Below are 26,301 nucleotides of genomic sequence, written 5' to 3'. Positions count from 1 at the left end.
CCGGATCGTCATCGCTTTTCAGTCGTCGCAGAACCTGAGTAACACGTGCCCGACTGACACCCAGATAGCGGGCAAGCTCCGCACGCGTCTGGACGGTACCTTCATCAAGAAGGGCCTGATATCGACGTGCTGTTGCGATCCCCTGTTCCTGCTGCGAGATTTCTGACTTCCGTCTGCGACGTCGTGATGGTGGGATGATTGGGAGGTCTGAAACGTCTGACCACGGGAAAAATTGGATGTCCGCAGATTGACGTAAGTTCTTACGCTGCCAAGCACCTAGCTCGACAATGCCCGCTGTTCGAACGACGTACGTCTCGGGGAGCCTTCGTGGACAGTAGCGAAATGCTGCTGCCCACCATTTAACGCCAAAGGCCGATGCACACGCATCGGCCTTTTTGCGTTTGCCCCCGTATTTTGCGAGACTTTGGCCAGCGGGGTCGTTTTTCGCCTGCGTCTTGGACGGTCAGGCCACCGTGCCTAACCATTCTTTTCCCGCCGTCTGGCCCGGACAGGACGACCGAAACTCTCGAAGTCTCTGGGTTAACATGGGCAGCCCAGTTAACGAAAATCGGCCGTCAGATAGAGAGTTCGAGAGTCCCCGAGATAGCCATGAATCAACCCCAGCCCAACAATCCGCTGCATGGCGTCACGCTCAAGGCGATTCTGGAATACCTAATCACGGAGTACGGCTGGGAGCGGTTGGGGGAACGGATCAACATCCATTGCTTCAACTACGAACCGACCATCAACAGCAGCCTGAAATTCCTTCGTACGACAGACTTGGCGCGGGCGAAGGTTGAGCGGTTGTACCTGGACTCGATCAGCTTCGATGAGCGGAAGGGCAAGAACGCCCCAACCGAAGAAGCCCCCGACGTGGGTAGCGTTTGGGATCGAGCCCGTCGCAGCGAATGACGCATCCCGGCGGCTTTAATCAAGTTTCGTTTATCCGTTGGATGAGACCAGCAACGACAGCCTTTGGTTGTCGGTATGAGACGATTCTTACATCCAGTCCATGCGACTTCGTCTTCAAGAACGCTCTTTCGATTGCGCCCAAAATCCAAGCGTCATCGTTGCCAAACACGCCGCCGCCGAGCAGTGTGAGGTGAACGGTGTTGACGCCGGCGCGTGACGCGTTGATGACGGCAGCCAATAGCGTCGCTTCGTAAGCGGCGTCGAGGATTAGCTTCGCAAAGTCCGTCCACAGTTCGACTCGCTGGCGACCGTAGGCGACCGGCAACGCTGAACAGTATGCTTGGCTGACGCGATGTTCGGAATGTGGTAGCGTCACGTCGGCTTGCCATTGCAGGCCGATCCGCAACTCGCCGCGAAGTTCGTCGCGTTCTGGTTCGCTTGCCGATTGCAGATGGTCCGTGATGCGGCGAAGGCCATCATCGGACGGGAAGAGATAGCCGTTTTGCATCTGCCAAAGCTGGCCGTCTTGGTTGCCGAGTTTTTGTCCGAGGTCGGCGGAGCAGTCGATTTGGTGGTCAGCGGATTGGCCGATGCGATCGCCGACCGGTGCAAAGTAGTTGCGATAGATCGTGCCGGCTCCGCACGCGATTGCGCATGCCGGGCCTTGCGTTGGGTCGTTTTCATAGATGCCGACGCCTCGTTCGGGCGTGACCGATGGACCGGTCATTTCCAACAGGTTGAATTGTGACGCGACTTGAAACAGATCGCCCACATTGGCCGAGTCCGCGTGCAACTGGCGAACGTCGCCAACGTGTTCGCGAATCGTCGATGGATTCGCCGGAACGTCAAGTTGCGAAACGGTTTGGCGAAGTTCCGACAGCTTCGGTGTTTCCAAACGTCCAAACGCAAACCGTTTTCCGTTGGGGCAAACGATCTGGTCGCCTTCGATGGATAATTCTCGGCGAACCTGCTCAGGCGATTCTTCCTCGATTCCGGTAAGCTTTGTGAACCAAGTCATGACGTTTTCCTTTTCTATCTGGCCGCGTGAAGGCTTGTCAGTCTACCTCGCTCCATTGGAGACTTCGATTGAGTATCCCCCTCATGTTCACCCACCCATCCAAGCCGACGCCGTGTAACCGGACGTATTGGGTTGTTGACGAACTGTTGCTTGCAGGCGCTTACCCAGGTCGCGCGGATCCAACCGATCATCGCCAGCGGATCAAGTCGCTGTATGACGCTGGCATGCGGACGTTCATCAATTTGCAAGAAGAAAACGAGACGAATAATTGCGGCATCCCCTTCGTTCGCTATGACGACGAACTCCGCCGACTCGCGGACCAGCAAAACGATCGAATCGCCCATCTTCGTTTTCCGATTCCCGACGGCGGCACAACCTCGGTCGATCGGATGCGAAGCATTCTGGATGCGATCGACCTTTCGATGGCCGCCAATCGTCCCGTCTATGTTCACTGCTTCGGCGGCATGGGGCGAACGGGTTCGACAATTTGTTGCTGGCTCCAAAGACATGGTCTCGCGTCGCCCGAGATCGTACTGGGCTTGCTGACCCAATTGCGACAAGCAGACGTGGAACGAGCGAGTTGGAAAGCTCCGGAAAATGAAACGCAGGAGAACTTTGTTCTGTCGTGGTCCGAAAAACAGAACAGCTAGCCATGAGCCGACTCAACATCCTGTTCGTGTGCAGCAAGATCCTTGTCCAACGAACGCCGAAGAAGCGATTGATATCGCCGAATCAGGTTTACTCGCGGCGACCGAAACACTGACGGTCCGCTCGATCGCCGGCCAGAAATACGACCGCATCATCAAACAGTCGATCGGCGAGATTCCAAACGCAGCATTGGAAGAGGCACCCTTTTGATGGCCGATGTGCGGGAGCAAGTCACAAACTATCGCCAGCGTGGCTGGTACTGCGTGCCGCTGCGCCCGCGATCGAAGTCACCGGCACGACGTGACTGGACGAATCTTCGATTGAACCCGGAGGTCTTTCCCGATCAAGGCAATATCGGAATCATCCTTGGCGAGCCGTCTGGTTGGCTCGTCGACGTTGATCTCGATTGTCCCGAAGCTATCGAATTGGCTGACAGTTATCTGCCACCAACGCCAGCGATCACCGGACGAAGGTCAGCCCCACGATCCCATCGCTGGTACATCGCGATCGGTGCGACCACTGAAAAGCATACCGATCCGAGCGATGGCTCGATGATCGTCGAATTGCGTTCAACCGGAACGCAAACCGTCGTTGGTCCAAGTGTTCATCCCGACGGCGAAACGTACGAAACGCTCGACGGCGAACCGTCCGCCGTTCCCTCGCTCATGCTGGCCGCATGCGTCAAAGCGTTGGCGGATGCAGTCATCTGTCAACGTGGAACGGCGAAACCGCCGCAACAAACCGCTGTGTTGCCGCCACAGTCGCTGCGTGTAGGCAACGACGTGGAATCGCGGGCAATCGCCTATATCAACGCGATGCCGCCCGCGATCGCCGGCAGTGGCGGTCACTCGCAGACTTATGCTGCGGCAACTGCACTGGTTCACGGCTTTGGTCTCGATCCAGCCACTTCTCTCGCCATACTGACTGAGCACTACAACCCAATCTGCAACCCTCCTTGGTCGGACAAGGAACTGCAACACAAAGTCAACCAAGCAGCAACAAAACCACACGATCGCCCGTTTGGCTGGCTTCGTGATGATGGGCCATCCGGTACACCGCGAATTCCAACCGCAATAGATGAACCGACAGACTTAGGTCGTTCTCGATCGGGCGGATTGCGACGCGAATCAATTTGGCCGCGTAGGGTTTACCGACTTGGTAATGATGTCTGGTCATGAAGGTTAGCGGTAAGAGAAAACGCCGCCTGCGAATCATTCGCGAGCGGCGGAGAAATGAAACGTCGTCAGTCTACTGCCAAGCAACTTTGAAGTTTGCCGGCAAAATCAAGCGACCAAATTCACTTCGTGATGAGCTTGCGTTCGATTCTTTGGGAGTCCGCTGAATGAAACGCCGGCGATATTTCGGTGCAACTATTGGATCAGCAAAGATTGCCACCTCGCCTTCCAAGAATCTTTCCTTCATCGCAATGGCGTAGTTAAACGAACAAACAGAGTCCTTCGCAATTTCTGATTCCAGAGACTTCATCCGCTGTGAAAACCGCAAGCACAACTTTCTGGCGATCGGAAGGCTAATGGACCTTCCGTCATCACTTTCAAAATCAGCAAAATAGGATCTCACCTTGTCCCGATACCGACTCGCCATCGGGGATGTTGCCAATGATGCCAAAAAGCGAGTGTAGCGGTCGAGTGAGTAGGGTCGGCTGGCGATGCTAGCGTCGTAGCGACGATCCCGCTGTAGCAACTCGGCTCGGCCTTGCGAACTTCTTTTTAGACAGTAAGCATTGGCGCGCGGCATGCGGCATCGCCAATCTTGAATCTGCTCCCTGAAAATCTCCTCGTCACTCTTGGGAATCGAACCTGGGAATTCTCGTCGATAAGCGTTCAGCGGGCCTCGTGATCGCTTGATCTTGTTCTCAAAACGCCGCCATCGCGATTTGCGAACTTCAACCGCGTACCGAACCGCCTGCGTGGCCGTCAAATCTGCGACTCGGACCGATTCCTCGAACTCTTTCCAGGGTCCGGCGAACATGTAGGCGGCGTATTCGATCGCTAGATCGGGAATCTTCAAAATCTGAACTTCGTCTTCTCGAGCGAGCCTCCGTTGACACGCGATGGCTCGCCGAACTTGTGCGAGCTCCTTTTCGTGGCTATCGAAAACTCGACCGCGAATCTCGTTGATCGGCTCGACGACGCTCCGGGGCGGAATCCTATCCCATCGGTCGCGAACCTCCTTTCGGTTGGCCAGATACCGCTCACCTTCGTGATCCAAAATGAAGTCGAACGGAAACGGATAGCCCAGCGGGTTGCCATGCCGAACACACCAGGATGTGTTCTGGCCAAATCGTTTGAGTGCCTCTCCTGTGCGAATGCGAATGATGGTGAATTGATCATCGCGGTGAACGATCTCGGCTCCAGCCAACGCGACTGGGTTCCCTTTGCGAATCTGCTTGTCTCCCTCGTCAATGCGGATGATCTCGGCGATCCTTCCCGAGATTCTGCTGATCGTTTGTGGTGTGTAGCGAAAGATGTCGGCGTGGTATCCGGCGTCTTCTAATCGCAGTCCGGTCCAGGACAACGGCGAAAAGTATTTGGCTCCTTTGTGATGGGTTGCGAGGCACTCGGCGACGCGTTGTTGATCGTCCGGGGTGGCTTTCCAATCGTCCAACCAGTGTTTGGCCAGCCAGGCGAGATACTTTTTCTTGGGCGTCGGGTCGAGTTCGGCAAGCTCGACAAGCAAAGGCCGAAATTCGGGATCGTCGTCGAACTTGGTTTTGAGTAGGTAATCGATCCGTTTGTCGGCTTGGGATCGCTTCGTCTTAAGTTTTGGCTTCGGCTTGAGGCTGGGGATTGGCGAGCGATGGTCTACTTGCGTTCGTTCGTTCGGTGACGGGCGATGGGTTGGGGGAGTTTGAACTGCTGTCAAATCGGACTCCTGGGATGGGACTGTCGAGGGGCAAAAAAGAGCTTCGCGCGTGCGCGCGTTTGAATATCTACCTGTTGCAGGAAACGGCTTCGCGTTAACCCTGCGAGGGCTTCCGAGTGGAAAAAATCCGCAATGGAGGGGGCTAGGAAACGATCACGACCACATGCACCGGCAGTCCGGCCGCTTTCATGTGGCCGATCATGTCCTGGGTGCCGGTGCTTTCGCCGTCGTGAAGAGCGATCAATGCGTCGCCAGCTTCGGCGAGTTGGCGATTGGCAATCAAACCCGCGCCGCGGCCGAGTTTCCAATTGGGTTTGATGATCGTGACCGGAACGCTGTTGCGGGCGGCCCATTGCTCGCCGGCGCGATCCGGTCCACCCGCACCGCCACTGATCACTTCGGTGATTTCAAAACCCGAATCGGCAATGGCGTTGTCGACGATGCTTGTCAGTTTTTCGTAGTCCCAGCGTCGTGAGCTAAGACGCGCGATGCTGCGAGATCCGGCAATGATGACTTTCAAATGGCTGACTCCAGAAAGGGTGGAAAAGAGACGCGAACCAATGGCCTCCATTTCTTGAACCAAGAATCTGAAGCGATGGACTCGCGTGACAGGATTTCTGACAAGTTCGGGGGCCGGACGTTCGGCTTGTAAATTCGCTCCCGGAAACAGCGGCCAATCGAGGAGAGCGAATTTACAAGCGCAAAGCAAAATCGCAGCGAATTACCGTTCCGACGAAACCAAAACACGCGGAGTTAACGCGGGCACCGATTTCGGACTCACGTAGGCAGACGTTTTCATCCTGCAACTTCCCGTGAGGAATGCCTATGCCGATTGCCGCTGCCCATGTTTCAAGTCCTGCCAAAGTCCCCACCCCGATCTTTCCCGCCGCCGAAGATCAAATCCTCATCCGAAAAGTTGCCGAGCCAGGTGGATGGCTCAGCAATATGAGTCCGCATCCGGTCGAGTATGAAGGCCAGAAATGGTGGCATTGCGAGGCGATGTTTCAGGCGTTGCGATATGCGGCCAATGATGCCGAGGCTCGCGATGAGATTCGCCGTTGGAAGTCGCCGATGCGAGCGAAGATGGTCGCCAAAAGGTTCCGCGATCGGCATGTGGTCGCGCCGCTTAGTGATGCTGATGTCGCCAATATGCGTCTGTGCCTGCGGTTGAAGGTTTCGCGGCATTCTGATTTGGGTCGCAAGTTGATCGCCAGCGGCGAGAGGCCGATTGTGGAAGATTGCAGTTCGCGAGGCCGCCGCGTCAATAATTTGTTCTGGGGTGCCGTCCGCGTGCCAGATTCCGATTTGCCGATGGGCTATGCGTGGGAAGGCCGAAATTGGCTCGGCCGTTTGTGGATGGAGTTGCGGCAAGAGCTGCGTTCGCAAAGTTGATGCGCGCCCGATGTCCTCTGGTTTTCGGGCGTTGCCATATTTCGGGCCGTCGTTTCGGCGGCGGCCCGCGAACTTGTCAAAGAATCTTCCAAGTCGTGACAACGCCCGGTATGCCGCTATCGTTGCATCACCGTCCACTTCACACCCCAGTCTTACCCAAAGGTTACTTCATGAACTCCCTCAAACTCTTGCTCGCACTTTCGCTGTGTTTCATCTTCAGCGGTTGCGGCGGCAACCCGATCACCAAAGACAACTACTCGCAAATTGAAACCGGCATGACGCTCGACGAGGTTGAAGCGATCCTCGGCACCGGCACCGAACAAGCCAGCAGCGATGCCAGCTTCGGCGGCATCTCAATCGACATGAGAAACATGGTTTGGCAGAACGATGACAAGATCATCTCGATCACGTTCTCACACGACAAAGTCAAAGCGAAGTCGCAAATGGGACTTTGAGCAAGCGTCCCGAGTTCACTCCGTACCATCCCGACATTCTCCCGTTCTCATCGGAAACCAAGGTTGCGAAAGATCGCCAAGCTCATCTCGCTGTTTTACGGCACGCAAATCTTGTTGGCCAGTTTAGGAATGGCGTTGTATTGCTACCTAGACCCCGACGCCTTCGGAGCTCTTGGGAAAGAGTCGGGCATCGACTTCCGCCTGTTCTTGTTGTCCGCAGGCCTGATCCCGCAAGCCGGCCTCGGATCGCTTATGATTTGGCTCGGAATGCCAAGCCGCGCACGCCAGCGAACATGGCGTGTGGCACGCACGACAATCAAGCAGATTGTTGAGAATTAGCAGGGGATTAATAAAGGATATTTGTATGAAAACGGTTCTTTTTGGTTTTGACTCGGCGTGGTCGTCAACAAACAAAGGTGCGATTGCTGGTGCTTCGGTCGATGGCGATCAAAAGTGCGAGCTTATTCTCAGTCCAACGACAGCCGATTTCCCTCATGCAAAACAGTTAATTGATTCGCTTCGTGCCGATGCACGGCAAGCGATTATCTTCGTTGATCAGCCTCATATTGTAGTAAATGAAAGCGGGTCTCGTCCTGTCGAAGATATTGTTTCGTCACTCGTGGGTCGAAGATACGGTGGCATGCAACGGTCTGCTACCCATGAGCCTGCTGTGCGGCTTCCAATGTTTGGACCGGAAGCACCGATTTGGGAATTTTGCCGTCATTTCGGTGGACCTTCAGATCCGTTCAACGCACTCGATTCGTCTGTGATACTGTTGGAAACATATCCTGTTCTCTATTTGATCGCGAACGACTGGGTGTTGAGCGACAAAAGGAGTACGGGCCGTCTACCAAAATACAATCCCGCGCGGCGTAAAACGTTCGTGGCTGAAGACTGGTGTTTTCTATGTCGCCATTTGACAGAACAATCTGAGCGTTTTCAGATTGCGGAACTATCAGAATGGCTAAGAGAAGCCGAGCGTGCTGAAAAACCAAATAAGGTGCTACAAGATAAGTTGGATGCGGCGATTTGCCTTGTTCAGGCAATCGAATGGCATCTTTCCAGCGAGTTCTTGGTGGTTGGTGATTTTGCCACGGGATACATTGTCACAAAAGCAAACGACAAGTTGAAGGCTGGACTCACAGAACGCTGTGATCAATTGCAAAAAAGGAACCCTGGCGAAAACTGGCGGTCGGATTACTGGATCAACACAGTGAAGCGAAGGCTGTAGAGCGATGAAACGACATCCACCGGAAATAGTGAAGCCCACCCTCGGACTGGACCTCGACGGCACGATCACTGAAGCTCCCAAGTTCTTTGCGGCGTGGACTCAGTCTTGGCCGGGGCGGGTGATCATCATCACGTACCGGAATGATCGCGAGAAAACGATTGCTGATCTTGACCATCATCAGATTCGCTATGACGAACTGGTTCTGGTCGATCGGATGGACGGCAAGGCTGCCGTCATCGCCGAGTATGGCGTGACGATGTACGTCGATGATCAACCCGAGATGCTGTTCAATGTTCCCGACCACGTCAGCGTCATGCTGTTCCGAAACGAAGGCAATTTTGATTTCGCGGATCGTCGATGGATGTTCAGCGACCGAACCGGAAAGCAAGTGTGACCCAAGAAGCGGCCAAGCAAATGAAACGACAACTTAACAAAGTCACTCAGTTCCATTGCCAGATCGGTGAAGTCGTCGCTGACTCGCCGTGCTTGCTGCAACATGACGCGGATCTGGATCGTGATCTCGCACGCAGTTTGCGTCAGGTTCTTGCGTCCTATGGCCGGGAAGATGAACCGAAGGCTCATCTAACACGACGTGCGTTGATGGCGATCGAAGAATTGGCCGAATGGGTCGAAGCTCACAACGAAGGCGATCTGGTTGCTGCCGCGGATGCTTGGGCGGATCGGATGACCGTGTTGCTCGGTGACGCGGTCGCAACGGGAATGCCGGCCGAACCTTTGCTCGACGAAGTGTATCGTTCCAACATGACCAAGACGGCCGCGAACGACAAAACCGGAAAGGGAACAAAGTCGGGTGGCTTCGATTCACCCGACATTGCGGGAGTGCTCGGGAAATGCCGAAAGTGAATCATCCGCAACCTTTGATCGGAATCTGGTGGGACAACGGATCAAAGATCGTCGCGTTTCATCATCTACCCGATGAAGATGATGTGCAGGCTGGGTTCTGCGACAGCGATTATGCGCACAATGACTTCTGGCCAGAAGCCGGAATGCAATTGGGGCTGGATGCGTCGGCGGAGTACTTCGATGTTCCGCGGGGCCGAGTGCTGTGGTCGCCAGCGAGACAGATCTCGGTTATCTACCACGGCAATGCGACGCCCCAGCCTCGGCTCCAGCAAATCGCCGAGACGTTCCAGCTCGATAAATGGACCGCACAAACCGACATCCACTACATGATCGGTGACGCGGTCGACGATTTTTTTGACGACTAGCGAGATTCAACCCATGACCAAGCACACGATCCTTCTCGGCGATTCCATCTTCGACAACAAGACCTATGTCGGCGACGGAAAATCGGTCCACGAGCACCTTTGCGAAATGTTGCCCGATGCCGATCGAGCGACTTTGCTTGCCGTCGACGGAGCCGTTATCAGCTCGGTGCATCGACAGATCGAGCGAATTCCTACCGACGCAACCGACTTGGTCTTGAGCGTTGGCGGTAACGACGCGATCTACCTTGAATGTAATCTGTTCGGCCAAGATAGCGGCAACGTCCGAGATGCCTTGGCCAAGATGAAGGCTTCGCTGGCGGGGTTCCAGAATGAATATCGCGAACTGATCGAGTCGCTGTTGCAACGCAATTTGCCGCTGCGGGTTTGCACGATCTACGACAGCATTCCGAACTTGGACGACGCCGGCCGGTGCGGTTTGGCGGTCATCAACGACATCATCACGCGAACCGCTTTCGGGTTCGGATTAGATGTGATTGACCTACGCCTGCTCTGCGACGAAGCCAGCGACTATGCCGAGGTTTCACCGATCGAACCATCACACGACGGCGGACGCAAAATTGCAAGCTGTATCATGCACAGTCTCGAATCAAGCAATCCTTCGAGCCAAGTATTTTCTCAGAGCTGAACGCACAAGCATTGCACTACGATGAACCGAACATGAAGCACGCCTCATTGACCAGAATCAAGCCACGTGCCGGTACGACAGCAGGTGACCGCCCAGTTCCGAATCACAGACGACGCTGTCTTTGCTGAACTTGATTGGTACCGTGACCACGTCGTCGCGAATCGGCGGCAGGTGATCTCGGGATGAATGGCCTCGACGCTGGTTGTACCAACTCTGCGTCGTGTGAAGAATGCCGTCGAGGTGCTCGTTGGTCACGATGCAGAACGCGTTGAGCACTTCGTGTTTGATCGTTTGGACCACCCGCTCAACGTGAGCCTGCAAGTTGGGCGACCGGATCGGTGTGAGCTTTACTTTGCAATCTGAAGTCTTGAATACGTCGTCAAACGAGTCAACGTACTTTCGATCGCGGTCCCGCATTAGGATCTCGCATTTTAGCTCATTGTCGTCGATGTGCATTTGAAAGTTGCGGCCCTGCTGCGTCGTCCATTCGCCCGTCGGGTTCTCGGTACACGGCGAAATCCAAATTTGCCGCGTGCCAAGATGAATGAAGACCATGAAGTAAACGTCGACCAGGCCTTTCAACGTCCACTTTTTCTTGCACGCGAAGTCGCACTGCCACAGCGTATCGGCGTGGCGTTTCAGAAACTTGTGCCAAGTGTCGGGGTGATCGCCGGGCGTTGGTGCGAAACCGGCGTCGACGATCGCGTTCTTGACCGTTTGGCGAGAAACGTGAACGCCCATCCGCCGCAACTCCTGCAGAATCTTCGTGTAGCCAAACCCTGTCTCCTTGCGGATCCGCAGGATGGTTTCGCGAACGTCTTCCTCGATCTTTGGGCGGCCGGTGCCTCGCTTGGCCGACTTTTTCGCAGGGGCGCGCGTGTCATCTTCCATCTTCCGGACCCAACGCCGGAACGTCGAATACGAGACGATCGTCATCACGTCCTTGATCTTCCCGCCCAGCTTTTTGCCGTGTTTGACCAGCGTGTTCCTTTCACGATTGTCCAGCGTGACGCGACCAGGTAACTTTGACCGAAGGATCTCGTTCTCCGCTTTCAGGTAACGAATCTGCTGGGCCAGCTCCTGCCGCGTCAGCGACGCCAAGAGTGTCAAAAGCGGGTGGACAATGTTCGCCATTGTGCGACCAAAAACCTTGCAAATCCGGTAACAATCGGAGTGGCAGAGTATTTGTACCCCGCTGAAACGATGAGCCTATCGGCCGATCCGTTCCTCGCAATCGCCAACCGACTGCGTAGTAAGACTCAGCGGCGATATCGAATCTCTCGCCGCCGATCGATTGATTCAACCGGCAAAGCCAGCGACTAGGAGACTCGGTATCGGCCTCTTCAAACTCGCGTGTCTGTTAACCGCACACGCCGATAAATTTTGCGGTAGCAGTAACAGACCGCTGGTTAACAGGTTGCTGTTAACCCCTTTCGCAAATCATGCCTGATTGTCCCGATGCCCGAAGTGGCAACCTGACGGGATACGAAACCACGAAGTCATGCAGAAAAGCAGGTCAAATCAATGCGCAAGCAGAGACGACTTGCCGAGAGCGTCCTGTACGGGGAGGGCAATGGTCGATAAGGTCATCATCACTCCCTACGACATCGGATTGTCCGCCGGTCGCAATCGGTTGCTCGACGCCGGCGACACGCCGGTAGTCATCTTCACGGACGACGACCATCTTGTCACGAACCAAACGCGATTGCCTGAGTTGATCGGGACGCTGAATAAGCATCACGATCTCGATTTATTGGCCGCCCTGAGCAACGACGAAGAGCGTCCGAAAATGCTCCGTGTCGAGGACCGTGTGCTGCGGATCGCTCATGGCAACTACAAGCAACATCGTTCGATTCGCTGGTGTCACTACGTCGGCAATTGTTTTGTTGCTTATCGTGACATTCTCCAAGCGATCCGCTGGGACGAAACGCTGAAGGTCGAAGAGCACTGGGATTTCTTCTGGCGAGCAAAGATCGCCGGCATGAACGTCGCCGTCGATGTGAATCATTCGTTCAAACATGAACATGTTGATCCGCCAGGCTACGTTCGCCGCCGTCCTGAGTTCCTCGACGCCGGTCTCAAGAAGCACGGATTGCGAAAGGTGATGTGGCGATGATCGAAATCCCGGCTCTTGAGTTCCACCTTGCTCACGGTTGCAACCTTTCGTGTCAACAGTGCAGCCACTACAGCAACTTTCATCTGGCAGGGCAAATGCCGACGCCGGATGACGCGCGACGTGAGTACTCGCACTGGTTGCATCGAATTCGACCGAAGCGTTTTGCGTTGCTCGGGGGTGAACCGCTGTTGAATCCTCACCTGATCGAGCACCTGCGATTGGCCCGCGAATCGTGGCCCGACTCCGACTTGATGCTCGTCACTAACGGATTTTTCTTCAATCGCCATCTCGATCTGCCGGCAACGCTCGACGAAACCGACTGCCGACTCGAAGTCAGCCAGCATGGAACGCACGAACCCTATCTGGCTCGATTCAACGAAGTGAGGAAGACGGTGTGGCAATGGCGGGCCGGCTATCCCGGCATCCAAATCAAGATCCGACAATCGCATCGCGGCTGGATGCGACAGTACCGACTCGAAGACGGCAAACCAATGCCATTCGATTCCAATCCCGCTGCAGCGTTCAAGATCTGTATGCAGAAAACGTGCACTCAACTATTTCGCACTTTCCTATTCAAGTGCCCCGCACTTGCCTACCACGCATTGATGGAGCAACGTCTGCGGATCGAGACTGAGCCTGCATGGCAACTGTTTCGTGACTACAAGGCATGCCCACCGAGCGCCAGCGACGAAGACTTGCGATCGTTCGTTCAAACCAAAGCGATTCCTCAATGCGGACTCTGTCCCAGCAAGCGTGTGCCGTTCAAACATCCCGACCCGACTCAAAGGAGTGAGATTCAATGAGACATCCACCTGGTTCATTCAGTGGCGACGATCCGCCGCCATGGCACCCATTCGTTCCGCCATTCGATCCGCCTGGCAGTCCATCACCACCAATGCCGCCACCCACCGATCCGCCTGAAGGCTCAAGCACTGATGACGATACCTCCGCCTCAGAGAACGATGAGCGTCCCGACTGGTGGCCCGAGGATTGGCCCTGGCCGCCTGAACCCGAAGGCTCGACCGAAGTACTCGTCCCGCCGCCGCGGCACGTCTGGCCGCGGCTTCCGCCCGATCACCCCTACCACTTGCCGCCCGGTTTCTGGTGGCCCGACAACATGCCGCCCGGTCACCCCGGTACTCCCGATCCCGCAGACATCGAACCGAACGGATCAGAAAAATCCTCGGGTGACATCTGGATTTGAGATGAGCGAAGGCAACAAGGGAATCCTTTACGTTGCGATCGGCGAGCGGATGCGACAACCCCTCGTCCGATCCATTGAATCGGTTCGTAAACACCTCGACTTGCCAATCACGTTGGTGACCGACTTGGCCGACGTACCTGATGTCGATCAAGTCGTTGTTGTTGAGTGGCCCGGTCAGCCAGGTTACGCGGTCAAACCGGCTTTCATCCCTCGACTGCCGTATGCACGAACGCTCTACCTCGACACTGACACGGTAATCCTGCACAGCGACGCCGCGAAACCGCTTGATCTGCTCACAGATCGCTACGGTTACCATGCCGCTGCCATTCACGGGTTATCGCGACGAATCCACAAAGTCGCTCCCGATTTGATGTGCGTGCCATCATTCAACTCTGGAGTTCTGTTCCTACGTCGCTCGCCAATCATCCGACGAGCGATGAGTCGATGGCGAAAACTCTACAGAGGCGGTGAAGACGAAGTCGCTCTCACCAAGGCCCTGCTCGAAACGAGAGCGCCAACTTACTGCCTGCCGTGTGAGTGGAACTATCGCGGCTTCGGACTGAATCATTGGCAAGCAATCCGAATCGTTCACCACCAATCGTTTCACGAACCTATCGACAATTGGTTTGAAGGACTCAGGGGCAAGTGAGATGCAGTAGTGTTCTCATCACGCCTCCAAACAGCTAAAACTCTTGCTAGGAATTTACAGTCTTCAACTCCGGCAAGGAATAATTCGTCATGGCCAAAAAGAAGTCAGCGACTAAGAAGTCGACCGCTACTCAGCACTCATCCACACTCGGTGACATCTACAACCAAGTCGCCGCCCGCGCCGACACCCAAGGTGTGAAGATCAACGTCGCCGAGACCAAGCGAGTGCTGGCGTGCTTCTTCGACGTGCTCGAAGACTACAAGCCGGCCGACGCGTTCGACTTTGTCGCCAAAGGATTGAAGCGTGCTGGCACGCGCCGGCGTTAACCTTTTCAGTGTGTCTTTGAATGCGGTTTGCTTCGCTTTGTGTGCCGCTTGTTTTGATGGACGAAGTTGAGGCGAACGACTTTCTAAAAAGTGGAACGCATCCAGTTCGATCAGCTTGCTTGCCATCGAATGCATCGCTACGTTCGATAGCAGCGAGAGGCAATCGTGACGACAACGCGATTAGTTCTTGCGATGAATGAACGACCCATGCATTCTAGGTGAACTGAGAGAACACTTTTCGATGTCCGAACCACTGTTGAAAATCAGTAATCATCACGTTCCTGGATCAGGCGATCCACCAATTGTTGATGACTCCCAGGCCGATCAGTACATCGGCTACTTTGAAAATCTTTTCGGCGAGCAATGGGTGTTCACACGAGATCGGGCAACGGGCGTTGCGATTCTGCGTGGCGGCGACATCGGCTGGAACACGCCCGTCGATGTGACCGATGGCATCACTGGGATGTTGACGCTCAACCCAAGCGAAGCACAGTGGTTGAAGTCTTGCCTCGCTGCGAGCCAAGCATTTGCGAGAAGGTAATACACCGTTTGCGCAGCCGAACCGGAACTTCTAATACGGCAGCAGTGCGTCTCCTCCGCAGTCACGATTCCGTTCGTAACGATCGCGCAAGCGTTCAGCATCCAATAATCTGGGCTATGTCGCACGGGATTGCGGATCGTGAGGACAATGCAGTGTTTTACTTTGCATTGATGCTGCGGGTTAGTGTTATGTAGCATCATTGAATTACTGCTCCAAATTCGCTGTGGAGACGTTTCATTCCCAACTATGCAGGTTGTCGCCAAATGCCATTTCCTTTGCGTGATGTAAACAAACGATGGAGCGGGGCGTGTTGATCAGAGTTTTACTCGCCTCCAAGGCTGATGACGCGTAAGAGCAACTGCGAGATCGCTGGGTCATGTAGTCGTGTGTGGGGCGTGATCCCAAGCAAATGAGCTTGGTTATGGTCAATCACGATCTGTACATCTGCAAACTTGAAATCGCGTGAGGCGAACACGTTGGACGACTCAAATAGCCGTTGAGTCGACGTTGGCTTGGCTTCCGCTGGTGTAATCTCGCCGAAGGGCAGCTCCCAGGGCTTGGTGGCATCAAGGGCTTGACGTTCCGTGACGCCGCACAATAGTGCATTGGAGATTTCGTCAACCACTCGATCATCGACATCATCAATAGTGATGATTCGGTAAACGTTTTCGAGTGTCGACGGCGGGCAATACACTGGGAGGTTCATGGGTTCAGACGACGCACAGCATTTGACATAGACGTGCGGGGTTCCAAGGCAGATAACGGACTCGACCCTTTCATTGAGTTGTCCGCTGGCAGCTAGGGCGACGCTGCCACCATAGGAATGCCCCACTAAATGGATTTCATCGAACTGTGGCCGTTGATTCGCGACGTAATCGGCTAATTGGATCGCGGCGTCCAATCGAGCCTGATGGCTCAATTGACCCGACCACTGAAACGCCACCAGCGAATCAGTGGTACGAAGCTGTTGCCTGAGCGATTTCGCCAGTGTTGGTACTGGTACATCAACTCGCGACCACTCAGAATTCTTTGAAAATGTTCCGGGAACAAGGATGATCAAGCGAGTTGGCTGTTTCCGGCCGGCGTCTGGCAAGCAATTGCAGCAAGTCGTAACTCCGGCAACGAAAGCGAGCGTCGAAAACGCCAACTTCCACGCCGCTGGTTTCCCTGCCGTCGCACGGGATCGAGCTTTCATTGAACTTGGCTAAAGCACGTGATGGCAATCCGAGTAAGTTGTTGTTGAATGTCGCGTTGAAAGTCGTTGGCGAGCTCACTGCAATACGCATCACCGAGACCTCTCCCTTGGGTAACGACCCAGGCGTCTGACAACGCAGCGAAAGCCTTCTCCCATTGTCCTGGTGAAATATAAGTGCATGAAGACAGGGATATTTTCGCTTGAATACATAGATCACCCGTGGTGATTTCATTGGCGACCCATCGTGCGACCGATTCAACGAGTCGCTGATTCCAAACGCGGTCGAGTCGTCCGACGATCCGCACTTTAAGTACATGTGCGAGCGTTCCCATAGCATCGTCGACCACATCGTCACGATCGACAACGATTGCCCCAGCAAGTCGCAATGTCTCAACGGATTCATGGATAACTGTGATCGCGCGGCGGGAACTGTCACACGAATCGAGTTGCATGAACGAACCAAGCCATTGTCGGGCGTTTAAGATCTCCTGAGACTCAAGATAGGGGGAGGCAGAGTAGCTTCTTGTCGAGCACCCACCGGTAAACCAACACAAGTAATCAGTGACACGTGACGCAAGTTGGGAAAAGTACTCGGCGATGGGGCCATCGGCATGACTTTGTGAGACCATCCCAGCAGCCTTGGCTAGGCGACCCAATGCTTCGGCGTGAATTGCTTTCGCATCGGAGTAGGACAGTATTCCTCGATTGATGTTCTTAGCCGTGCGACCAGCCCGTTCAGCTGCTTCTAGCACCACGTCTGACCACATCGAAAAATGGAGCACACCCCCACCGATCATCAGATCCAAGAAGGCGTCTTCGTCATAGCTTTCAGAACCATCAAGTGGGAACAAGCACTCGCACTCGTGCAACTTCAGCAGAGCATCAGTCAACTCCAAGCACTCAGCGTCGATATCTGGTTCAGTGGCACGCATCCCCCAGCTTTCACCTTTTTGTAGAGTTTCTTCGGATAGGTTCGATAAGGACATCTCTTGATCAATTGAAGTCGCTGAGGAACAGCTTCTCTTCGTCAGATCCTTGGACAACAACCCGGACAATGGTTGGAAGCCTGGGCATTGCTGCCTGGTCTGAATCACCGTCGCTGGCTTGGTTTCCCGTTTGGTCTTCACGGTCCGCTTCCTTGGCGGGATGCGTCGCCATCGCAACGTCCTCAAAAGCAACGACTCGCAATTCGCGGTCGTGGTAGGGGTCGCTTAAAATTGTCCCGCCAGTGATCAGCATGAAGGGGATGGACTGTGCATACAGCGGCATACCGTCGTGGTTGACGACCATGTGTTGCGGCATCCCTTTCCCGTTCGCTTTGATCCGCTCCAGGAAGGAATGCAAGGGCTCAGTTTGAACGGGTTCAGGTTTGTACTTGGGGTTCTCGTTCATGTGGTCAGCTCGGTTGAGGTCAAACGGAAAGGGATCATCTATCACCATGCGTGTTACCCGCTGGGCTGTTACAGGAGTTCAATCGCCTTCTGTCCGTTTGAGACTTGATGAGGCGTGTGGTTCACCCCTGTCCTTGGTCCTCTCACCGTCGCACGAGGGTTCATTTTTCGTTGATGGCTGTAACAGGCTGCGAGATCGACGCCTTGTTCGAGTAACACTTGGCTCAAGCGATGATCTTGAAGATGTGCGTGATCTGTTGACTAACGGCCTGCCCAACATCGGAACTTGTGCCGCTCGATCGCTTCTCACTGCAGCGATTGCCATGGACTATGGTCCAAAGGTCGGTGCATGCCTGATAGGCATTGTCCCAGCGTTCACACGAAAGCAAGCTTAAGCCCGATAGACCTCGTTTTATAGCGATACACAAATCACCACCATTGATTTGATCGCCGTCCCACTGATGGGCCGCTTCTCGCAATTGTGCGAGTGCCCCAAAATCGCGTTCGTCAAGAAACCGCACTTCCCAAACGATCGCTAGCTCCCGATCCACGTCGGCGATCACCTGCCGACGGGCGATGACCGCGTTGCCCATCGCCAACCGAAGCATCGCATCTTGCATCCTGTCAGAGGTGTCAAGGAAATCTGCTCCTGAATCTTGCCCCATCAAGCAATGAACCAGAAAATTTGCGGTCAACACTTCCCGCCGAAAAACCCAGGGGTAGTTCGGTGAGGACGACGGCAACGGGTCATCGTCGCATTCGGCAAGCCAACAAAGGAAGTCTGCGATACGGCGATGGTACGCATGAAAGAAATCACCCATATCTTCGTCCGCGAAGTCAGCCGCCACTATTTCGGTCGCAACCGCGATGCGATGAAAGAGCTCAGTAAGGATTTCGTATGCTTTCCAAAAATCATCGTCACCAGCATTCGGTTTTGACAACAACTTGCTCAAATCAACTCGCAGTTTCAGCGATTCACGTGACCACTGGAAAAAGCGAAGCACGCCACCCTCGATCGACTGGTTGAGTACTTGTCAGAATCGAACTCGGTGTGACCTTCAAGGGGGAACAGACAGCCCATTGACTGTAACGCGTCAAACGCATCGACGAAATTCAGACGATCAGTGTCGAAGTCGTTGAAGGTCGGCGTCGCATTCAATTGGCCTGGACAGACACTGCAGCTATTAAGCACGCTCATTCTTGTACTCCGAGTTTGTTGATCCCGACCACACGGTCAGTTACCAAACGGCTTGTTTCCCAGTGGTTTGTTACGAAGGCCGTTTCGGATGCGAGAACTACTAGGTCCGTTACTTTCAGTTACGCCCGTCGATTTTCTTCGTTGAATCGCTTTTTAAAATGCGATCTTCCTGTAACAACCGCTTAGTCCACTTGCCGACTCCCGAAACATGCCATGCTCAGTCAATTGGAATGGCGATGGCTTAAAGCCGGTTTGGTGGTTGAATGACGCGCTGTCCGGGTTCAAGCACACCTCCGGGTTGCACGATTACACAAGCCGCCGCCCACCAATCGGTCGGCGACGGCTTGTTGATTTCCGGAGCCTCCGTCATCAGTCGTGGATGAAAACCTGGACACCACGAGTGCCACCGAAACCACGTGTCAGAGTGCCATTGGCAAAATTATCGTCTCCCGCTTGAGCCACGCGCAAATCACCAACGCTACGAACAGTCGATGGCTGATCAGGACGGATGACGGCGATGTGGCCGCCAGCGGTGGGCCGTGACGCTTCGAGCGATGCCAACGCTGGTCGACCGGCTCGAACATGGGCAAGGACTTGGGCGAGTCCAGCTTGCGTGGTGACGTCGACCGCTCGCCAACCAGCGTTGCGTCCGGACTGGCTGTTGAGCCACAAGTTCATCGAGTTCGCGTTCTGGAACATCTGGTCGCCGTTGGGCTTCTGCGGAAGGTTGGCTCCCATGCCTCGCATCACGTCGCCCGCGAAGATGTTACAGCGAGTATCCAGGTTGTCGTACCCGCCTTTAGTGTAACGATTGCTGATGTTGGTTCGATGAGACCTGTCTTCCACCTTGAATTGTTCGATCACACGGGCGTAGGCGTCCGCTGAGCGACTTCCCTGGCTATTGTTCAATGGAATGTAACGCAATTGACGGTAGACATTCGCGTCCCACGAACTGAAGCTGCTGAGCTGGTTTCGAGCGTTCACGACCGATGAATCCTGAGACCAATCGGTGACGAGCGAGATCGACTTCCATGAAGTGTGATCCGTCCCTTGACCGTTAAATGCTTCAACGCGGAAGTAGTGAGTCTGACCTGACTGCAACCCTGACACGATCGTCGAGGTTTGGTCACGACCAACCGACTTGACGTTTTCCCACCCACGAGTGCCCCAGCGCTGGACGCGGTAGCCATCCTCAAAAGACGCATTGCTCCAGCCAACTCGAACCGAACCTTCTGAAATCTTCTCCAATGAGATTCCGGGCGAGATGTCAACCCGTTCCCTTTGCGTGCGGACGTATTGCCAACGAGAACGTGAGGTGCCCGCCTCGTTCGTCGCATCCACACGGAAGTAATAGCTGCTGCCAGGCGAGAGGTTGCGAGCGGTAAACGTGGTTTGATTCGCGTTTAACGTCCCGAGTCGCGTCTCACGACCGTTGTGGTACTGCCAAACCGAGTAAGAATCCTCACCCGCCACATTGTTCCACGTCAGCCGAGCCCAGTCAGTGGAGACTCGGGTCGCACGCACCACGGTCGCGTCGGGTTTTGATGCAACCGGGTCAATGTTGATCGAAAGCCCGTATCTCGCCCACGACCAGCTTTCAGCATCAACATCAACCACGTAAGTCCCAGCGTTGAGCACAGCATCGATTCGCTCGTTTCGCGTCCCACTGCGGGTCGAGCTATCCAATCGCGACTGGTCTTGGGCGAGCAAATGAATATCAACGTCGTTGGTTAAGTTGTTCGCCTCGATGATCACCTTTGAGCGTTCCGTGATACGGAACGATCGAAAATCGTGAGGATCGGACCAGCGGCGAACCCAGCCACTCGTCTCGATATCACGATCCGTGCCCAGGAAAACGGCACCGCCGAAGGAGTCGTCCGCGTCCATCAATCGGCGATCCTCCAGGTTCTGAGCTTGAGGCTTGCGAGTGATGTGGTTTGAAAGACGGCGGCGTTTCGCGGAAGTAGTCATGGAAGTCTCCAGGGTTGGTTAGTGCCGCCCGACGTGGACGACTACCCACCCTGGCACTACAAAACCGCCTGTTACAGGAACTTCAAGACTGGAGAAGGCTTTGGGGCATTGAAACACTGAAAAAGAATGGCTGAGAACCGCTCGCGAAAAACGGGGTTTCGCGGAGAGCCTGTAACAACCGCCTAATTCATGGCTCCGTTGTCGTAGCAACTAAGGGAGCTGCCCGGAAACTACCCGCGATCAAGACGCATGCTCACGCGAATCTTCCTGTGGCAGTGCTGTTACGCCGATTAATTCGACGGGCGGCAAGTTGTTACAGACCGAGAGAAATAGTCGGTGGATGCAGGGGCGGTTTTTCTGCTGTCTTGCACAAATCCACGATCCAATCTCCTGTAACAAGCGTCCGTGAAATAGGCAAATAGGTAGACACCGGCATCTACCACCGTGCACCATTTCACCGCCGCCTTCAGGACAAAACGAAGATGCAGCCATCACAATACATAGTCGAATTCGAGTCGGCCACAAAAGCGGTTCGTCAACATCCCCAACTGATTTTGTCGTACGGTACGGACCTTCTCAGCGACCTTTTGGAAGGCGCGTGTGGAGATCAGGTGCCTTTGACGCAACTTTGCGATGAATGCACTGAACTCGTTCAACTCGGAGTATCGCCGAACCCAGAACCACAGTCCCGGCGTGATCCACCACTCTCCATCGCCGCTGAACTGATCCTTTTCGGTGACGATTACAGGCGTGTCAGCGAGACCTTGCTAACTCTAGGCGCAGACCCGAATCTGCGAGTTGGAGATTGCTCGCTATTGCTATTTGCCGCCGTAACAGCCGAAGTATCTCAACAGGCCCTTGAACTACTTATTGAACTGGGGGCAACCACCACCAAGCAAGACCAGGAAACACTCAACTGGCTTGTGGAACACAACCCACTGGCCCGGAAACGCTACCTGGTGATTGCCAAACGACTCGGACTCTCGATCTAAATTTTGCAACATCGATTCATCCAAGATTTGTTAGCGAGTATCCTCTTGCTCGCGGATCGTAAACCAAGTCGTTTTCAGGTGCGGCGAGCAGCGAAAGGATGGCAGTGGCCGTTTCAGCCGCCGTGAAATTCACGCCCCAACGCTCCAGAATCAACTTGTCGTATTCTTCGTCAGACATTCCCACCGTGGTCATAGGCGTCTTCACGGCACCTGGATACGCCGCTTTCACCGTCCACTCTGGGAAGTCAGCTCGCAATGCTTGAACGAAACGGTGGATCGTCTGTTTCGTCAGGCTGTAGACCCGAAGGTGCGGTGCCGGTTCAAGACCGACGGTGGAACACATTTGCAAAATGGTCGGGTTTGAAACAAGTTTCTTCATTTCGACCACATGTTTCAGTATGAGCCACGCTCCTTTCAAATTGACATTGAACGAGCGATCAAACTCATCCTCCGAGTTGTCCAAAATGCCGCCCCGCACCAGCACGCCCGCGTTGTTGATGATGATATCCAGTGGTTCGCTGATTGCGCCGATCGCTTGAGCAATACTCTCACCGCACGACAAATCTGCTTGATGAAAAATTGCTTGTGGTAGACTCTCCATTGGAGCTTGGATATCGAGAATCTCGACACTGTTTTCCAAGACTAGTAATTGTTCTGCTAGTTCCAGCCCAATCCCGCTACTGCCACCCGTGATCAACACATGCTTTCCGGTAATCGTCACTTCGACTCTCCTTTCGGTCGGCTCGCAACGCCCACGATGTAGTGCCCTCGATTCGGCATCACCTTGGACAACCGGCGATCCAATTCGTACAGCGACTGGTCCCAGCGACCAGGAGCGAAAATTGGGTGCGTTGGCAGGTCAGCACACTCAGATTGATTGACCATCAGATGCAGCGTGGGGAACGTCTCCACATCTTCGGGGTCGATCGTTAGTCCACCTTGTCGAACAAATCGTGTGATTCGATCGACCGTGAACGGATCACAAGCAAAGTTTCGAGTCAAATCCACTTGCAGGAACCCCGTCGCGGGGTCCATCACCGCAGCCACCGGCATCTCGTCATTAGCCGTATGGGTTCGTGCGATTCGATCGTAAACTGCCGAGGCTTCGTTGTAGACCGAGAAAACAAGTTTGCCACCGGGACGAAGTAGATCGAAGACACCACCCGGACCTTCATCGCCCGTGTTGGATTTCAACACCTCGCGATAGTTGACGTAACTCAGGAAACCAAAACCCAAGACAACCAAGTCGAACGACATTGCATCGCCTTCCCCGAGAAACCCCAGTCGTTCCGCCGTCGCACGAAACAGGCTGACGTTGAGCTTTCCGGTTGTGGAAGCCCCGAGCATCCCCAAATGCACGTCGCAAGTCTGCGATCGCTGCTTCAGCTTGGCATGGGCAGAGCGAATCATCGCCCCCGAAAAGTCGACCGCAACCAAGTCGATCCGTTCACTAAGATCGGATTCACAAAGAGCCTCCTCGATCCGTCCGGTGCCACATCCAACATCAAGGATGCGCAGTCGTTGATCCGAAGACACGCCATCGAGCATCCGTTGGATCAGCTCGGCGATCCGATCGGTCTCGTATTGGTAGTACGCAACCGTAGCGACCTTCTTCCTTTCCGCTTCGTCGTATTCGCTGGCAAACTCATCAGCCGTTGCAAGATGCTCGTGGCTGTAGATACTTCGCAAGTTGCACGCCCCAATCGCGTGCATGACGATCCTGGCGAGCTTTGAACATTCGGAACGATACGATGCCTCAAGCTCAGCAGTCTCGGACTCGTCGAGATCCTTCCAACTTGATTTTACCGCTTTTGTCTCGTCGGCAAGCTCTCTGAAGAATCGCTCAGAATCGTACGTCACCTCCGACTTGTTAATGTAACCGTCGGCACCAAGTTTTCCGGAGTCAAAGGCAAGCCCCAAACCATCCAGCGACGTCAACATCACGACTGGGAAATCAGGGTCGATCCGCTTGACCGTGTGTAAAACTTCGATTCCCCACTTCTCTTTACGGAGAGTTCCACCGTCGACCATGCGAAGCTGTTTGTCGACGACTGCCGAAAAGTCGATATCCAACAGTGCCGCCTTGCAATTCAGTTCTCCAAGCGTCATCGCCTCAAGAAAAACATCTGGATGAGAATAGGCAACCAGCTCAAATTCGCGACCGCTTTCATCTCGAAAGGTCCGATTCGGATACCCTCGTTCCCCAAGAATCAGGCGAAGTTGTTGCTCGGCATTGTCGTCAACGAATGCAATGCGAATTTTTTTATTCATGGTCGCCCACCTCTGATTTCCCGAAGGCCATCGCTCCCCAAATTGCTCCGTACAAACCAATTACCTTTTGTGTGCTCTGCTGATCCATCACGGGCCGACGGGTGTACGGACGAATCGCGATAACATCTGAATTATCCGATTTCAAGAATCCTAGCGTGATCGAAGGCTCGATAACATCACGCAATACCTGCTTGACACTTTCCTTCGTCACGTCACAACCATTCTTCAAATCATGCAATAAGCCGCAGGCCGCGTGAAACGAAGCATCCTTAAATACTGGCGACTTGGTCACGTCAGCAAACAACAAATCGAGCAATCCACAGTTCATTGCGGCATGATAGGCTCGCTTTCGCCTGGCCAGCATCTGCGATGCAATCATATCGGCACCGTAGCCGACCACAATCAACGTCTCGACCTCGTCGACCAGTGCAGTGGAACCCCACGGACGAGTCTTCACATCAGGCAGTGTACTCGTGCAGCTCTGCAAGACTCGCAGGATCACTTCGCTTTGGCTCGTCAACACTCGCATTCGGTTCTCGTTGATCCCTCAAGGTTGCTACTGGGCATGGATGTCACAGCGATCTGCGTTTGCAAAGATTGGCTCGTCCGCATGGATGGACACACTGATCGTTTCGTCGCCACTGCCCAGGAACAAATAGCAGCCCTTCGGAACGAGTTGATCGAACACCACCTTTGCACCCGCTGGCACCGTCAGCGGCGAGATCGCACCGACCCGCTGACCCGCGTTCTGTAGATCCAACTCTTCCGCGCGTTGCCATTGCTTTCCAAACAATGCCTTAACCTTTCCAAAACCAACTCGCTGATCCCCACGGACCACACAGAACAAGAATTGACCACCCTCTCGGTCGACATAGCACTGTGTATTCAGCATCCGATCAGGCTCGACCCCCAGGTATTGCCAAACGCTTTCCATCGTCTTCACTTCAGGATGCTCGAAGAGTCGCTGCCGCTGCACCCCAACTAGCCCCTGTCGAACGATTGGGTCGAGTCGATTGAAAAGATCCAATCGCCCCGTCGAATCATGTTCGATGGCATGAGCTTCCGCCCACTTGCGAGCGCCCATCGGGCAAGGGCGTTCCAAGACGTGTGGCGATCCGATCACGATCGGGCCGAGGTAGGCAACCTCCGAAAGAAAGTGTTTGGTCTTCCATGTGTTGATCCCACTGTCCAGTTCCACCAACAAACGCATCTCACCCGATTCGGGATCGGTGACTTTGCCACTGATCGCCGAAGTGCCCAGTCCCCAACGTTCCGCAGCGGCAAGCAACTTGGCAAGGTTGGATCGCGTGTCACTGTTGTTGATCAAAATCCAAGTTCGCCGCTTCAGACCACCTGATGCTTCGTCGACAAGAGTTTGGGCTGAGTCCTTGCGACGCACGACCATGAATCGAGTGACGTTGACCTTCACATCCTGGCAAGCTTCTTGAGTCAGTTGCAGCTTACGATGAAACGGGAGCAGTTGCTTCGACGCCAAGGCTGCCGTCGGGCCTCGTTCCTTTTCAGCACGCGCCGCCGCTTGAGCCGTACTGTCAGCCTTTTCAAACCGGTGATTTGGGAATTCACGGAGCAACGTCTTCTTGCACTGCGCGTACGCTTCCGGTTTTGACAGGATCAGCTCGGGTGCCCCAGCGCAGTTCCCCAGCAGATCGTGAGCGATGCGCACCGGCACGCTCAAACAAACCTCCAGCTCAGCGAAATGAGAGCGTGCCACATCATCGACGACCGCCGGGAACGTCGCCTCGACAGTACCGCTGGTCGTATTGAAGTAGGGCGCGACGCCCCAACCTGCTTCGCCGCTGGCGACAGCCTCAAGAATATCGCTCAAAGTCGTCACGTTCCGATACTGAAACCCACCAAAGTCGACCGGACCAAAGATATCCATCGCCGCGACATGCGTGTGCGTTCCTGCTGGACCAAGGTAGGCGACAATGTTCTGATTCGCCTGCACAGGCAAGACCTTTCGGTGATATCTGGAAAAAACGGGGTGATCCCCAAAGAGAACCCCGCCGAGA

The 26,301-nt window shown here is 54.6% G+C and carries 32 protein-coding genes; 19 read left to right on the top strand and 13 right to left on the bottom strand.

Annotated features, from left to right (window positions below):
* Positions 1–609: 609 nt before the first annotated feature.
* Positions 610–912, top strand: a complete 303-nt coding sequence (locus NB063_RS29050) for a VF530 family protein (protein WP_250932714.1) — start codon at positions 610–612, stop codon at positions 910–912.
* 19 nt (positions 913–931) lie between these two features.
* Here NB063_RS29050 and NB063_RS29045 read toward each other — a convergent pair whose 3' ends face one another.
* Positions 932–1,930, bottom strand: a complete 999-nt coding sequence (locus NB063_RS29045; RefSeq protein ID WP_250932712.1) for a hypothetical protein — start codon at positions 1,928–1,930, stop codon at positions 932–934.
* Positions 1,931–1,998: 68 nt separating this feature from the next.
* Here NB063_RS29045 and NB063_RS29040 point away from each other — a divergent pair, with 68 nt between their 5' ends.
* From NB063_RS29040 to NB063_RS29030, 3 genes are read left to right on the top strand one after another with little or no spacing between them, the layout of a single operon-like run.
* Positions 1,999–2,580, top strand: a complete 582-nt coding sequence (locus NB063_RS29040) for a protein-tyrosine phosphatase family protein (RefSeq protein ID WP_250932710.1) — start codon at positions 1,999–2,001, stop codon at positions 2,578–2,580.
* Between the two features lie 28 nt (positions 2,581–2,608).
* The gene (locus NB063_RS29035; RefSeq protein WP_250932708.1) at positions 2,609–2,788 is read left to right on the top strand and encodes a hypothetical protein; all 180 of its coding nucleotides are present in this window, start codon (positions 2,609–2,611) and stop codon (positions 2,786–2,788) included.
* Positions 2,788–3,756 carry a bifunctional DNA primase/polymerase gene (locus NB063_RS29030; protein ID WP_250932706.1) on the top strand — a complete coding sequence of 323 codons (969 nt, stop codon included), beginning with the start codon at positions 2,788–2,790 and terminating at the stop codon, positions 3,754–3,756. Before NB063_RS29035 ends, NB063_RS29030 begins: the two co-directional genes overlap by 1 nt.
* A gap of 70 nt (positions 3,757–3,826) precedes the next feature.
* Here NB063_RS29030 and NB063_RS29025 read toward each other — a convergent pair whose 3' ends face one another.
* Both NB063_RS29025 and NB063_RS29020 read right to left on the bottom strand, forming a co-directional pair.
* Positions 3,827–5,461 (bottom strand): hypothetical protein, encoded by a 1,635-nt coding sequence (locus NB063_RS29025; protein WP_250932704.1) that lies wholly within the window; start codon positions 5,459–5,461, stop codon positions 3,827–3,829.
* 142 nt (positions 5,462–5,603) lie between these two features.
* On the bottom strand, positions 5,604–5,981 hold the full coding sequence (locus NB063_RS29020) for an SLOG family protein (RefSeq protein WP_250932702.1): 378 nt from the start codon (positions 5,979–5,981) through the stop codon (positions 5,604–5,606).
* A gap of 305 nt (positions 5,982–6,286) precedes the next feature.
* Here NB063_RS29020 and NB063_RS29015 point away from each other — a divergent pair, with 305 nt between their 5' ends.
* The 8 genes from NB063_RS29015 (at position 6,287) to NB063_RS28980 (ending at position 10,414) form a co-directional block, all read left to right on the top strand.
* Positions 6,287–6,853 (top strand): NADAR family protein, encoded by a 567-nt coding sequence (locus NB063_RS29015; protein WP_250932700.1) that lies wholly within the window; start codon positions 6,287–6,289, stop codon positions 6,851–6,853.
* 170 nt (positions 6,854–7,023) lie between these two features.
* The gene (gene bamE, locus NB063_RS29010; RefSeq protein ID WP_250932698.1) at positions 7,024–7,308 is read left to right on the top strand and encodes an outer membrane protein assembly factor BamE domain-containing protein; all 285 of its coding nucleotides are present in this window, start codon (positions 7,024–7,026) and stop codon (positions 7,306–7,308) included.
* A gap of 63 nt (positions 7,309–7,371) precedes the next feature.
* Complete coding sequence (locus tag NB063_RS29005; RefSeq protein WP_250932696.1) at positions 7,372–7,647, top strand: hypothetical protein; 276 nt, start codon at positions 7,372–7,374, stop codon at positions 7,645–7,647.
* Positions 7,648–7,672: 25 nt separating this feature from the next.
* Entirely contained in the window at positions 7,673–8,539 is an 867-nt protein-coding gene (locus NB063_RS29000; RefSeq protein ID WP_250932694.1) for a DUF429 domain-containing protein, read from the top strand.
* Between the two features lie 4 nt (positions 8,540–8,543).
* Positions 8,544–8,933: a hypothetical protein gene (locus tag NB063_RS28995; RefSeq protein WP_250932692.1), complete on the top strand. Its 390-nt coding sequence runs from the start codon at positions 8,544–8,546 to the stop codon at positions 8,931–8,933.
* A 20-nt stretch (positions 8,934–8,953) separates the two neighbouring features.
* Positions 8,954–9,403 carry a nucleoside triphosphate pyrophosphohydrolase family protein gene (locus NB063_RS28990; RefSeq protein WP_250932690.1) on the top strand — a complete coding sequence of 150 codons (450 nt, stop codon included), beginning with the start codon at positions 8,954–8,956 and terminating at the stop codon, positions 9,401–9,403.
* Positions 9,400–9,768: a hypothetical protein gene (locus NB063_RS28985; RefSeq protein ID WP_250932688.1), complete on the top strand. Its 369-nt coding sequence runs from the start codon at positions 9,400–9,402 to the stop codon at positions 9,766–9,768. The genes NB063_RS28990 and NB063_RS28985 overlap by 4 nt, the downstream gene beginning before the upstream one ends.
* Positions 9,769–9,781: 13 nt before the next feature.
* Entirely contained in the window at positions 9,782–10,414 is a 633-nt protein-coding gene (locus tag NB063_RS28980) for an SGNH/GDSL hydrolase family protein (protein WP_250932686.1), read from the top strand.
* A 57-nt stretch (positions 10,415–10,471) separates the two neighbouring features.
* Here NB063_RS28980 and NB063_RS28975 read toward each other — a convergent pair whose 3' ends face one another.
* Positions 10,472–11,548: an integrase core domain-containing protein gene (locus tag NB063_RS28975; RefSeq protein WP_250932684.1), complete on the bottom strand. Its 1,077-nt coding sequence runs from the start codon at positions 11,546–11,548 to the stop codon at positions 10,472–10,474.
* Positions 11,549–11,987: 439 nt separating this feature from the next.
* Here NB063_RS28975 and NB063_RS28970 point away from each other — a divergent pair, with 439 nt between their 5' ends.
* The 6 genes from NB063_RS28970 (at position 11,988) to NB063_RS28945 (ending at position 15,250) form a co-directional block, all read left to right on the top strand.
* Positions 11,988–12,530, top strand: coding sequence for a glycosyltransferase (locus tag NB063_RS28970; RefSeq protein ID WP_250932682.1), 543 nt, complete (start codon positions 11,988–11,990; stop codon positions 12,528–12,530).
* Positions 12,527–13,333 carry a radical SAM protein gene (locus tag NB063_RS28965; RefSeq protein ID WP_250932681.1) on the top strand — a complete coding sequence of 269 codons (807 nt, stop codon included), beginning with the start codon at positions 12,527–12,529 and terminating at the stop codon, positions 13,331–13,333. The genes NB063_RS28970 and NB063_RS28965 overlap by 4 nt, the downstream gene beginning before the upstream one ends.
* Positions 13,330–13,734 carry a hypothetical protein gene (locus tag NB063_RS28960; RefSeq protein WP_250932679.1) on the top strand — a complete coding sequence of 135 codons (405 nt, stop codon included), beginning with the start codon at positions 13,330–13,332 and terminating at the stop codon, positions 13,732–13,734. The genes NB063_RS28965 and NB063_RS28960 overlap by 4 nt, the downstream gene beginning before the upstream one ends.
* Position 13,735: 1 nt before the next feature.
* Positions 13,736–14,383, top strand: a complete 648-nt coding sequence (locus NB063_RS28955; RefSeq protein ID WP_250932677.1) for a glycosyltransferase family protein — start codon at positions 13,736–13,738, stop codon at positions 14,381–14,383.
* An 89-nt stretch (positions 14,384–14,472) separates the two neighbouring features.
* Positions 14,473–14,709, top strand: coding sequence for a hypothetical protein (locus NB063_RS28950; protein ID WP_250932675.1), 237 nt, complete (start codon positions 14,473–14,475; stop codon positions 14,707–14,709).
* A 241-nt stretch (positions 14,710–14,950) separates the two neighbouring features.
* Positions 14,951–15,250 (top strand): hypothetical protein, encoded by a 300-nt coding sequence (locus NB063_RS28945; protein ID WP_250932673.1) that lies wholly within the window; start codon positions 14,951–14,953, stop codon positions 15,248–15,250.
* Between the two features lie 322 nt (positions 15,251–15,572).
* On the opposite strand, the gene NB063_RS28940 is transcribed toward NB063_RS28945, so the two are convergent.
* From NB063_RS28940 to NB063_RS28920, 5 genes are all read right to left on the bottom strand, one after another.
* Positions 15,573–16,445 carry an esterase/lipase family protein gene (locus NB063_RS28940; protein ID WP_250932671.1) on the bottom strand — a complete coding sequence of 291 codons (873 nt, stop codon included), beginning with the start codon at positions 16,443–16,445 and terminating at the stop codon, positions 15,573–15,575.
* Entirely contained in the window at positions 16,442–17,431 is a 990-nt protein-coding gene (locus NB063_RS28935) for a hypothetical protein (RefSeq protein ID WP_250932670.1), read from the bottom strand. The genes NB063_RS28940 and NB063_RS28935 overlap by 4 nt, the downstream gene beginning before the upstream one ends.
* Positions 17,432–17,438: 7 nt before the next feature.
* On the bottom strand, positions 17,439–17,837 hold the full coding sequence (locus NB063_RS28930) for a hypothetical protein (protein WP_250932668.1): 399 nt from the start codon (positions 17,835–17,837) through the stop codon (positions 17,439–17,441).
* A gap of 223 nt (positions 17,838–18,060) precedes the next feature.
* A complete protein-coding gene (locus NB063_RS28925; protein ID WP_250932666.1) occupies positions 18,061–18,840 on the bottom strand; it encodes a hypothetical protein in 780 nt (259 codons plus the stop codon).
* Positions 18,841–19,403: 563 nt separating this feature from the next.
* Complete coding sequence (locus NB063_RS28920; protein ID WP_250932664.1) at positions 19,404–21,005, bottom strand: fibronectin type III domain-containing protein; 1,602 nt, start codon at positions 21,003–21,005, stop codon at positions 19,404–19,406.
* Positions 21,006–21,487: 482 nt separating this feature from the next.
* Between NB063_RS28920 and NB063_RS28915 the strand changes: the two genes are divergently transcribed.
* Positions 21,488–21,997 carry a hypothetical protein gene (locus tag NB063_RS28915; RefSeq protein ID WP_250932662.1) on the top strand — a complete coding sequence of 170 codons (510 nt, stop codon included), beginning with the start codon at positions 21,488–21,490 and terminating at the stop codon, positions 21,995–21,997.
* A gap of 16 nt (positions 21,998–22,013) precedes the next feature.
* Here the strand turns inward: NB063_RS28915 and NB063_RS28910 are convergent, their stop codons facing one another.
* Genes NB063_RS28910 through NB063_RS28895 form a run of 4 tightly spaced genes read right to left on the bottom strand, consistent with a single transcriptional unit; the run spans position 22,014 to position 26,237 of the window.
* On the bottom strand, positions 22,014–22,718 hold the full coding sequence (locus tag NB063_RS28910; protein ID WP_250932660.1) for an SDR family NAD(P)-dependent oxidoreductase: 705 nt from the start codon (positions 22,716–22,718) through the stop codon (positions 22,014–22,016).
* Positions 22,715–24,268, bottom strand: coding sequence for a methyltransferase (locus NB063_RS28905; protein ID WP_250932658.1), 1,554 nt, complete (start codon positions 24,266–24,268; stop codon positions 22,715–22,717). The genes NB063_RS28910 and NB063_RS28905 overlap by 4 nt, the downstream gene beginning before the upstream one ends.
* Positions 24,261–24,797, bottom strand: a complete 537-nt coding sequence (locus NB063_RS28900) for a hypothetical protein (RefSeq protein ID WP_250932656.1) — start codon at positions 24,795–24,797, stop codon at positions 24,261–24,263. The genes NB063_RS28905 and NB063_RS28900 overlap by 8 nt, the downstream gene beginning before the upstream one ends.
* Positions 24,798–24,824: 27 nt before the next feature.
* Positions 24,825–26,237: a prephenate dehydratase domain-containing protein gene (locus NB063_RS28895; protein ID WP_250932654.1), complete on the bottom strand. Its 1,413-nt coding sequence runs from the start codon at positions 26,235–26,237 to the stop codon at positions 24,825–24,827.
* Positions 26,238–26,301: the final 64 nt, after the last annotated feature.

It is taken from the genome of Aporhodopirellula aestuarii (assembly GCF_023701485.1).
GTDB lineage: Bacteria > Planctomycetota > Planctomycetia > Pirellulales > Pirellulaceae > Rhodopirellula > Rhodopirellula aestuarii.
Note: the sequence above shows the minus strand (reverse complement) of the source record. Positions and strands in the feature narration are given on the sequence as shown.